The organism is Modicisalibacter sp. (genome assembly GCF_055145905.1).
The window spans coordinates 24079-32032 of sequence record NZ_JBSREH010000051.1; the positions used below are offsets into that span (position 1 = coordinate 24079).

General features: G+C 66.8%; 9 protein-coding genes. 5 read left to right on the top strand and 4 right to left on the bottom strand.

Annotated features, from left to right (window positions below):
• Position 1 precedes the first annotated feature (1 nt).
• Both ACTCB7_RS15020 and ACTCB7_RS15025 read right to left on the bottom strand, forming a co-directional pair.
• Positions 2 to 709 (bottom strand): ABC transporter ATP-binding protein, encoded by a 708-nt coding sequence (locus tag ACTCB7_RS15020; RefSeq protein WP_463007326.1) that lies wholly within the window; start codon positions 707 to 709, stop codon positions 2 to 4.
• The gene (locus ACTCB7_RS15025) at positions 706 to 1515 is read right to left on the bottom strand and encodes an ABC transporter ATP-binding protein (protein WP_463007327.1); all 810 of its coding nucleotides are present in this window, start codon (positions 1513 to 1515) and stop codon (positions 706 to 708) included. Before ACTCB7_RS15025 ends, ACTCB7_RS15020 begins: the two co-directional genes overlap by 4 nt.
• Positions 1516 to 1865: 350 nt before the next feature.
• Here ACTCB7_RS15025 and ACTCB7_RS15030 point away from each other — a divergent pair, with 350 nt between their 5' ends.
• The gene (locus ACTCB7_RS15030) at positions 1866 to 2240 is read left to right on the top strand and encodes a phasin family protein (RefSeq protein WP_224420819.1); all 375 of its coding nucleotides are present in this window, start codon (positions 1866 to 1868) and stop codon (positions 2238 to 2240) included.
• Between the two features lie 91 nt (positions 2241 to 2331).
• Here the strand turns inward: ACTCB7_RS15030 and ACTCB7_RS15035 are convergent, their stop codons facing one another.
• On the bottom strand, positions 2332 to 3216 hold the full coding sequence (locus ACTCB7_RS15035; protein ID WP_463007328.1) for a DMT family transporter: 885 nt from the start codon (positions 3214 to 3216) through the stop codon (positions 2332 to 2334).
• 119 nt (positions 3217 to 3335) lie between these two features.
• Here ACTCB7_RS15035 and ACTCB7_RS15040 point away from each other — a divergent pair, with 119 nt between their 5' ends.
• Positions 3336 to 3824 (top strand): DUF192 domain-containing protein, encoded by a 489-nt coding sequence (locus ACTCB7_RS15040; RefSeq protein ID WP_224420820.1) that lies wholly within the window; start codon positions 3336 to 3338, stop codon positions 3822 to 3824.
• A 13-nt stretch (positions 3825 to 3837) separates the two neighbouring features.
• Here ACTCB7_RS15040 and ACTCB7_RS15045 read toward each other — a convergent pair whose 3' ends face one another.
• On the bottom strand, positions 3838 to 4572 hold the full coding sequence (locus ACTCB7_RS15045; protein WP_224420821.1) for a ParA family protein: 735 nt from the start codon (positions 4570 to 4572) through the stop codon (positions 3838 to 3840).
• 314 nt (positions 4573 to 4886) lie between these two features.
• Here ACTCB7_RS15045 and ACTCB7_RS15050 point away from each other — a divergent pair, with 314 nt between their 5' ends.
• The 3 genes from ACTCB7_RS15050 to ACTCB7_RS15060 all read left to right on the top strand — a co-directional run bounded on the left by ACTCB7_RS15050 (position 4887) and on the right by ACTCB7_RS15060 (position 7730).
• Entirely contained in the window at positions 4887 to 5894 is a 1008-nt protein-coding gene (locus ACTCB7_RS15050) for a DctP family TRAP transporter solute-binding subunit (protein ID WP_463007329.1), read from the top strand.
• Between the two features lie 71 nt (positions 5895 to 5965).
• The gene (locus tag ACTCB7_RS15055) at positions 5966 to 6445 is read left to right on the top strand and encodes a TRAP transporter small permease (RefSeq protein WP_224420823.1); all 480 of its coding nucleotides are present in this window, start codon (positions 5966 to 5968) and stop codon (positions 6443 to 6445) included.
• Complete coding sequence (locus tag ACTCB7_RS15060) at positions 6435 to 7730, top strand: TRAP transporter large permease (RefSeq protein ID WP_163647620.1); 1296 nt, start codon at positions 6435 to 6437, stop codon at positions 7728 to 7730. Before ACTCB7_RS15055 ends, ACTCB7_RS15060 begins: the two co-directional genes overlap by 11 nt.
• Positions 7731 to 7954: the final 224 nt, after the last annotated feature.

A 7954-nucleotide genomic window follows, 5' to 3' on the forward strand; every position in this document is an offset into this window, starting at 1 on the left:
CTCAGCCCCCCAGGAACATTTCAGCGACTTCCGGATCGGCCAGGAGGTTGGGACCGGTGTCTTCGTGACGGTTGCGGCCGGTGGCCAGTACATAGCCGCGATCGGCGATGGCCAGGGCCTGCTTGGCGTTCTGCTCGACCATCAGCACGCCGATGCCCTGGGCATTGATCTCCTTGATGCGCTCGAAGGTCTCGTCGATCAGCAGCGGCGAAAGCCCGGCGGTGGGCTCGTCGAGCATCAGCAGTTCGGGGTCGATCATCAGCGCGCGGCCCATGGCGACCATCTGACGCTCGCCGCCGGACATCAGCCCGGCCTGCTGGCGACGCCGCTCGGCGAGCTTGGGAAACAGCGTGTAGACCTTGTCGAGGCGCTTCGAAAGATCACCCTTCATCAGGTAGGCGCCCATCTCGAGATTCTCGCGGACCGTCATCGAGGGGAAGACGTTCTTCTCCTGGGGCACGTAGGCGATACCGCGCCGGACCATCTGTTCCGGCTTGGCGTTGGTGATCGGCTCGCCCTTGTAGAGGACGTCGCCGGCACGGATGCGCAGCAGGCCGAAGACCGCCTTCATCGCCGTGGACTTGCCGGCGCCGTTGGGGCCGACGATCACCACGATCTCGTCGGTCTCCACGCGCAGGTTGGTACCCTGGAGAATATCGACGCCGCCGTAGCCGCCATAGAGGTCCCGGGCTTCGAGAAGACTGGTCATGAGGCATCTCCCTGGTTCGAAGGCCGGGCGTTCTCGCCCATCTGCCCGCTCATGCCGCCGCCGAGATAGGCCTCGCGGACCTGTTCATTGCGGCGCAGGTCGGTCATGGCGCCGGAGGCGATCAGTTCGCCGTTGGCCATCACGTGGACCGGGTCGCACAGCGCCGAGATCAGGTCCATGTCGTGCTCGATCACGCAGAAGGTGTAGCCGCGCTCGCGATTCAGGCGCTGGATCGCCTCGCGGATCTTGCCCAGCAGGGTGCGGTTGACCCCGGCGCCGGGCTCGTCGAGCAGGACCATCCGGGCATCGGTCATCATGGTGCGCCCCAGGTCGAGCAGCTTTTTTTGGCCACCCGAGAGGTTGCCGGCCAGCTCGTCGGCGACATGGGTGATCTCCAGAAAGTCGAGCACGTCGTCGACTTTGTCGAGCACCGCGCTGTCCTCCTGCTTGACCCGGCCCCAGCGCAGCCAGGCGTTGAACAGGTTCTCACCGCTCTGACCGGGCGGCACGACCATGAGATTTTCGCGCACGGTCATGCGCGAGAACTCGTGGGGGATCTGGAAGGTGCGGACCAGGCCGAGATGAAACAGCTTGTGCGGCGGCAGGCCGGTGATGTCGCGGCCGTCCAGCAGCACGCGGCCTTCGCTGGGGGGAAAGAGTCCGGCGACCATGTTGAACAGGGTGCTCTTGCCGGCACCGTTGGGGCCGATCAGGCCGGTGATGCTGCCCTCGGCAACCTCGAGCGAGACCCCTCGCACTGCCTGTATGCCGCCGAACGTCTTGGAGACGTTGTCGATCTGAATCAAGGAGAAGCTCCTCGCAAGCGTCCTCTTTCCGGGGCGGCGCGGGCGGTGAAACGGCGTTCACGGATGCCGGCCCGGCGATGGAGTTGTGATTGTGATGGGCCCGGGCCATCGGAGGCGGGGCGGGGATCGCCACGGGCCGTATGAGGGTGACCTTACAGGGGCTTGACCTCGCCGGACAAGCGCCGCCACCGATGGCCTTTAAACGGTTGCACCGCGCGCGATGGCGTGGGCGGCCGTCGACAGCCCCGGGCATGACAAGGCATGTTGCACTGCAACAAGGGGTCTGCTATGTTGCACTGCAACGAAGGCCGAAACCTTCGAGGTCAGCCCACCACGACGGAGGTCCTATCATGGCTACCAACACCCAGAACGCATTCGATCAGGTCAACAAGCAGTTCGAGACTTTCTATACCGGCCCGGCGCGCGCTTACGCCGCCATGGCCATGGATTACACGGAGCAGCTGGTCAACACCCAGATGAGCTTCACCAAGGCCTATGTCGACGCCGGCTTCGCCCAGACGCGCGCCATGCTCGACGTGCGTGATGCCGAAGGCTTCCGCAGCTACGTCGAGGAACAGCAGAAGGTCGTCAAGGATCTGGGCGAGCGCCTGAAGGGCGATGCCGAGAAGGTCGTTGCCCTTAACCAGGACTTCGCCAAGCAGAGCCAGCAGCTGGTCGAGGAAAACCTCAAGACCGCCAGCAAGACGGCGGGCCAGACGAAGTAAGCGTCGCTTCGGCGTCGTATCCGGGCCGGCGACTCCTGTCGCCGGCCTTTTTTTGTCTTGCCGTTTTGTCGTGCCGTTTTGTCGTGCCGCGTCAGGGGCGTGGCGTCGTGCCTTCGCGGCGCGCCCACCACCGGCCGGGCAGACGCACGTTGATCACCGCCAGGCCCGCTACCACCAGTAGTCCGCCGATGAGCTTGTTGGCTCCCAGCGGGTCGCCCAGCAGCCACATGCCCAGCAGCACGGCGAAGACCGGCATCAGCAGCGACAGCGGCACGACGCGGCTGACCGGATGCTTCTGCAGCAGCCGATACCACACCCCATAGGCGACGATCGACGACATCACGGCGGTATAGAAGACGGCACCCCAGCCGCTCCAGCCGGCGTTGCCCAGCGCCGCCCATTGCGCATCCTCGAAGAGCCAGGACCCCAGCCCCACCTGGGGAATGGCGAACAGCGCGATCCAGCCGGCCAGGGTCAGCGGCGGGATGGGGGGCGCCACCTTGATGATCAGGTTCGACACTGCCCAGAAGAAGGCGCTGGCCAGCAGCAGGGTGGTGGGCAGCGGCGCCGGCAGGGAGGGCCCGCCGGCCAGCACCACCACGCCGCTGAAGGACATTGCCAGGCCCAGCCAGCGGCGCAGGTCAAGCCGGTCTCTAAGGAAGGCGGCGGCCAGCAGGGTCGCGAAGGGCGTACCCATCTGCACCAGCAGTGCGCCGGTGCCGGCCTCGGCCTGGCCGAGCCCCAGAAACAGCAGCGGGAAATGCAGACCACCGAAGGTTACCGACAGCAGCAGCAGCCAGGGCAGCTGGCGGCGGTTGAAGCGGGTGAAGGGCACCAGCAGGGCCGCGACCAGCGAAAAGCGCAACGTCATCAGCAACAGGGGCGGCATGTCCGCCACCCCGACCTTGATGACGATGATGTTGAGGGCCCAGATGACAATTACGGTCAATCCGAGCAGAAGGTCGCGTAGGGGCACGAATTCATCCTTGAATGGCGGTCAGGTAACCTGAGGGAAAACCGATAGAGCAGTATAAAGAAGGGGGGCGGAGGCTGCGAGGCGCCTTCGATGCGCATAATGGAAGACGGGAGGCTGTGATGCCGCGACGAGGAGTGGTTTTCGCGCTCTGGTGCGGGCTCGCCGTGCTGGGCGTGCTGACAGGGTGGGCAGGGGTGCAGGCCGGCGACCTGGAACAGCGGACTCTGGTCATTGTCAGTGGCGATCGGCGGCAGGCGATTCAGGCGGAAATCGCCCGGCGCCCGGCCGACAGGGCCCGGGGCCTGATGGAGCGAGAGCGGCTGCCCGCCGGCGCCGGCATGCTGTTTCTCTTCCCTCGCGAGCAATCCGCCACGGGCGCCTTCTGGATGTTCAACACCCGCATTCCGTTGTCGATCGCCTTCATCGATACCCAGGGCGTCATCCGCGCCATCCGGCGAATGGTCCCCTGTGCCAGCGAGCGACCTGCCGACTGCCCGCGCTATCCCGCGGGGGTCCCGTTTCGCATGGCACTGGAGGTCAACGCCGGGTTCTTCGCGCGCCATGGCATCACGGTGGGGGATCGGCTGTTGCCGACCTCGCTGCCCTGACGGTCGGGGTGACTCAGCCCAGGCGCTGGGCGATTTCGCGCCACAGGGCGGCATAGGCCCGACTGCCGGCGCAGCGCGGGGCGAAGGCGTTCACCGGGGCGCGCTCCAGCCCCATGCGCTCGATGGCGCTGGCATTGGGGATGGTCGTGGACAACCGGGTGGGCCAGTGTTCGCCGAGGTCGTCCACGATTTCCCGGTGCAGCTTGCGGCGGCGGTCGGCGAGGGTCACGAAGGGCCAGACCGGGCAGTCCTGATTGGCGTCGTCCAGGTAGTGGCGCAGCTGGTCGAGGGTGCGTTGCGAGAGCGTGGTGGGGATCACCGGCACGAGCAGGGCGTCGACACTCGAGACGATCTGTTCGGCCAGCGTCGACAGGCTGGGCGGGCAGTCGAGGATGATCAGGTCGTAGTCGTCATGCACGGGCTGGAGCATGCGGCGCAGGCGGCTGGGCTTGCGGTCTTCCAGCAGCTGTTCCATCGCCCGCGAGCCGATAGCGGCCGGCAGCAGATCGAGCCCCTCGACGCCGGTGTTGCGAATCACCTTGTCGAGCGCCGCCTTGCCCTTGACCAGCTTGCCCACGCCGCCGCGTACCTTGGGCTTGGCGCGCAGATAGAAGGTGGTCGCCGCCTGGGGGTCGAGATCCCAGAGCAGCACGCGACGGCCGTCACGGCAGGCCTCGGCGGCGAGATTGACGGCGGAGGCGGTCTTGCCCACGCCGCCCTTGATGCTGTAGAGCGCCAGCATCTTCATGGCGGGCTCCCACGGTTCGGCCGTCTGAAAGGGCGCCTTAGTCTAGCAGCGATGGTGGCCGGCCGCGTGACGGTTCGATGACAGCCGTGGGCATATTGCCAGGCTGTCATTCATTCGATAGCGCTTTACAATGATGGCTGGATCGATACACGCCCGCGCCCACCGTGCCGGGCGTGCCTCGGCGGGCAGCCACGAGCTGCGCGCCGCGGGTCCTTATCCTCCGGACCTGCATGCGGGGAAGCCGCCCGGCTTCATGATAACCAATAACGTAGCCAGACCCGGCCCGCGGGCTGGCGCATGCAAGGAATCACGACATGCTGACACGCCGCTTTACCGGATTCACCGCTGCCCTTGCGGGGGCCGCCCTGCTGTGCACCGCGTTGACCGCACAGGCCCGCGAATATTCCGTCTCCACCGTGCTTTCGAATGCCTTCCCCTGGGGGCAGGCCGCCGACAAGTGGGCCGAGCTGGTCAAGGAACGCTCCGACGGGCGCATCACGTTGCGCGTCTATCCCAACTCGCAGCTGGTCAACGGCGACCAGACCCGCGAATTCTCGGCCATGCGCCAGGGGCTGATCGACATGGCGGTGGGCTCGACCATCAACTGGTCGCCGCAGGTCCCGCAGCTCAACCTGTTCTCGCTGCCGTTTCTGATGCCCGATTATGACGCTGTCGACGCGGTCACCGGCGGCAAGGCCGGTGAGATGGTCTTCGACGCCATCGAATCGCGCGGCGTGATCCCGCTGGCCTGGGGCGAGAACGGCTTCCGCGAACTGTCCAATTCCAAGTTGCCGATCAATGAGCCCGAGGATCTCGACGGCCTGAAGATCCGCGTGGTCGGCTCACCGCTGTTCCACGACACCTTCACCGCGCTGGGCGCCAACCCCACCCAGATGAGCTGGGCCGACGCCAAGCCGGCGCTGACCACCGGGGCGGTGGACGGCCAGGAGAATCCGCTGTCGGTGTTCGACGTGGCGCGCATCGATCAGGTAGGGCAGAAGTACCTGACGCTGTGGCACTACATGAACGATCCGCTGATCTTCGCCGTCAATCGCAACGTCTGGCAGCAGTTCCCCGAAAAGGACCGCGAGCTGCTGCGTCAGGCCGCCAAGGACGCCGGTGCCTGGGAGATCGAGAAATCGCGCGGCGAGCGTGACGATCGGCTGGCAGCGATCAAGGAGCGCGGTGTCGAGGTCGTCGAGCTCGACGACGCCCAGCACCAGGCCTTCGTCGACGCCACCCGCAGCGTCTATGACACCTGGACGCCGAAGATCGGCGAGGCGCTGGTCGAGACGGCACGCCAGGCCGCCGAAAACCGCTGAGCGGCAAGTGTCGCCAACCCGCAAGCCCCGTCGGCCGGCCGAGGTGCCGGCCGACACACGATGAGGTCAACATGAAACCGCAACCGGATGCGCGACTCGAGCGCGTTCTGGCCACGCTTGCCCTGGTGGTGATCGCCCTGATCAGTTTCGCCAACGTGGTGGTGCGCTACGTCACCGATGCCTCCTTCGCCTTCACCGAGGAGATCTCGGTTTTCCTGCTGGTGGTTGTGACCTTCGCCGGGGCGGCGGTGGCGCTGCGCCGCAACGGTCACATTCGCATCGGCCTCGTCGAGCGTGCCCTGCCGCCCGGACCGCGCCGTGTGCTGATTGCGCTGCAGGGCCTCGCCGGGCTGGTGGTGCTGGGGCTGATCACCGGTTACGGCGCGCAGATGGCCTGGCAGGAGTATCACTGGCAGTCGCTGTCGCCGGGGCTCGGCGTGCCGCAGTGGTGGTACCTGGTGTGGCTGCCGCTGCTGTCGCTCGCGATGCTCGTGCGACTGGTCCAGCAGACTCTCGATCGGCTGCGCGGAGGGCTCGACGATGAGTCCTGATTTCCTGATGATCGGCAGCTTCGGGCTGCTGTTGCTGGCCGGCGTGCCGGTGGCCTTCGCGCTGGGCCTGGCCGGGGCGGTGGGCATCGTCACCGGGCTCTCGCCGGACATGCTGGCGGCACTGGGTACCAACACCTACAACAGCATCGCCAAGTACCCGTTGATCGCCATTCCGCTGTTCATCCTCACCGGCCTGATCTTCGAGCGCGCCGGGGTCGCCGCGCGGCTGGTGCGCTTCGCCCAGGCGCTGATCGGCCCGCGCCACGGCGGGCTGGCGCTGGTCGCGGTGCTGGTCTGCCTGATCATGGGCGGGATGAGCGGCTCGGGACCGGCGGATGCCGCGGCGGTGGCGATGGTGATGCTGCCCAGCATGACCCGTGCCGGCTACCCCAGGCCATTCTCGGCGACGCTGATTGCCGCCTCGGCATCCACCGCGATCCTGATCCCGCCGTCGGTGGCGCTGATTCTCTACTCGATCGTGGTGCCGGGCGTCGATCTGCGTGCGCTGTTCGCCGCCGGGCTATTCCCCGGCATTTTGGCCGGCGTGGCGCTGCTGCTGCCGGCGTTCTGGCTGTCGCGGCGCCATGGCTGGGAGGCACCCTCTGAGGTCGAACGGCCGGCGCTGGGCGAGAGCTTTCGCCAGGCGATCCCCGCACTGTTCGCCCCGGTGCTGATCCTCGGCGGGCTGCGCAGCGGCCTGTTCACGCCCACCGAGGCCGCCGTCGCGGCGGTGGCCTACGGCGTGGTGGTGGGGCTGTTCCTGACCCGTGAGCTCGACTGGCGCGAACTCTGGCGACTGGTCGGCGAGGCGGCGACGATCTCCGGGGTGGTGATGCTGATCATCGCCCTGGCGGGGATCTTCGCCTGGGCGGGCACCATGCTGGGGACGTTCCGGCATCTCGCCGAGTGGCTGATCACGCTATCCGACAACGGCGCGGTACTGCTCACCCTGATCATGATTGCGGTGCTGCTCGCCGGCATGCTGCTGGATGCGATCTCGATCTACCTGATCCTGATGCCGATCCTCATTCCGGTGATGCAGCACTTCGGCTGGAATCCGGTGTGGTTCGGCATTCTGCTGGCGATGAACATCGCCATCGGCCAGTACACGCCGCCGGTGGCGGTCAACCTGATGGTCACCACCGAGGTGGCGGGCATCCGCCTCGAGCAGACCCTGGGCTGGGCGCTGGTGTTCGTGGCGGCGATGGCTATAGCGTTGCTGCTGGTGGCGCTGTTTCCGCCGATCGCGCTGTGGTTGCCGGGGGTGTTGGGCTACAACGTCTGAGCGTCGGAAAAGGTAGAAAGGAGAGGGCGGCGACCGGAGACGGTCGCCGCCTTTGCGTGAGAACGCCTGAGGAGAGTCAGTCCCGGGGCTCGATCAGCCCCTGCTCGCGGGCCATGGCATAGGCGGCCTTGGGGCCGGTCCACAGCGAGGGCAGCAGCACCAGCGACACCGGGATCGCGGTGATCACGATGAACTGCTGCAGCACGCTGATCTGCCCCGAGCCC

Bases quoted from the DNA above. Each gene is read 5' to 3' on its own strand.
- ACTCB7_RS15020 (WP_463007326.1), bottom strand. From the start codon at position 709: ATGACCAGTCTTCTCGAAGCCCGGGACCTCTATGGCGGCTACGGCGGC.
- ACTCB7_RS15030 (WP_224420819.1), top strand. From the start codon at position 1,866: ATGGCTACCAACACCCAGAACGCATTCGATCAGGTCAACAAGCAGTTC.
- ACTCB7_RS15040 (WP_224420820.1), top strand. From the start codon at position 3,336: ATGCCGCGACGAGGAGTGGTTTTCGCGCTCTGGTGCGGGCTCGCCGTG.
- ACTCB7_RS15045 (WP_224420821.1), bottom strand. From the start codon at position 4,572: ATGAAGATGCTGGCGCTCTACAGCATCAAGGGCGGCGTGGGCAAGACC.
- ACTCB7_RS15050 (WP_463007329.1), top strand. From the start codon at position 4,887: ATGCTGACACGCCGCTTTACCGGATTCACCGCTGCCCTTGCGGGGGCC.
- ACTCB7_RS15055 (WP_224420823.1), top strand. From the start codon at position 5,966: ATGAAACCGCAACCGGATGCGCGACTCGAGCGCGTTCTGGCCACGCTT.
- ACTCB7_RS15060 (WP_163647620.1), top strand. From the start codon at position 6,435: ATGAGTCCTGATTTCCTGATGATCGGCAGCTTCGGGCTGCTGTTGCTG.